Origin of the sequence: Methylobacterium oryzihabitans (assembly GCF_004004555.2) — a bacterium.
Taxonomy (GTDB): Bacteria; Pseudomonadota; Alphaproteobacteria; order Rhizobiales; family Beijerinckiaceae; genus Methylobacterium; species Methylobacterium oryzihabitans.
This window is the reverse complement of record NZ_SACP01000151.1, coordinates 1-457: the sequence shown is the minus strand read 5'-3', so window position 1 is coordinate 457 and position 457 is coordinate 1. Positions and strand designations below refer to the sequence as shown.

1 protein-coding gene is annotated in these 457 nt (G+C 66.1%); it reads left to right on the top strand.

Annotation, left to right across the window (positions count from 1 at the left end):
- Positions 1-175: 175 nt before the first annotated feature.
- On the top strand, positions 176-457 hold a 282-nt coding region (locus EOE48_RS28805; RefSeq protein WP_148239831.1), incomplete at its 3' end, for an iron chelate uptake ABC transporter family permease subunit.

The following is a 457-nucleotide window of genomic DNA, read 5'->3' as shown; positions in this document are numbered from 1 at the left end:
ACTACCAGAAAAAGCTGGAATTCCTGCGCAACGACCCGGTAACCCGCAACATGGACGCGGTGAAGCACAACCGCATCATCGTCCTCGACGCCGACGCCATGCAGGCCGGCATCCGCCTGTTCCGTGGCCTGCAAACCTTGTCGGCAGCCTTCGCCAGCGGTAAAGCGGCCCAGTGATGATTCGCCTGTTACCCTGCATCGCAATCGCCTTGGCGGCACTATTGGCCGCCTTGCTGGCCGGCACTGCCATCGGTGAGACCAACCTGTCACCCAGCGTGGTCGGCCAGGTGCTGGCCAACCACCTGTGGCAGGCCGGCTACCCGGTTGACCCGATCGACGCCGGCATCGTCTGGAACTACCGCCTGACCCGCACCCTGGTCGCTGCAGCCTGCGGTGCCGGCCTGGCCACCTGCGGTGTGGTTCTCCAGGCGCTGCTGCGCAACCCGCTGGCCGAGCCG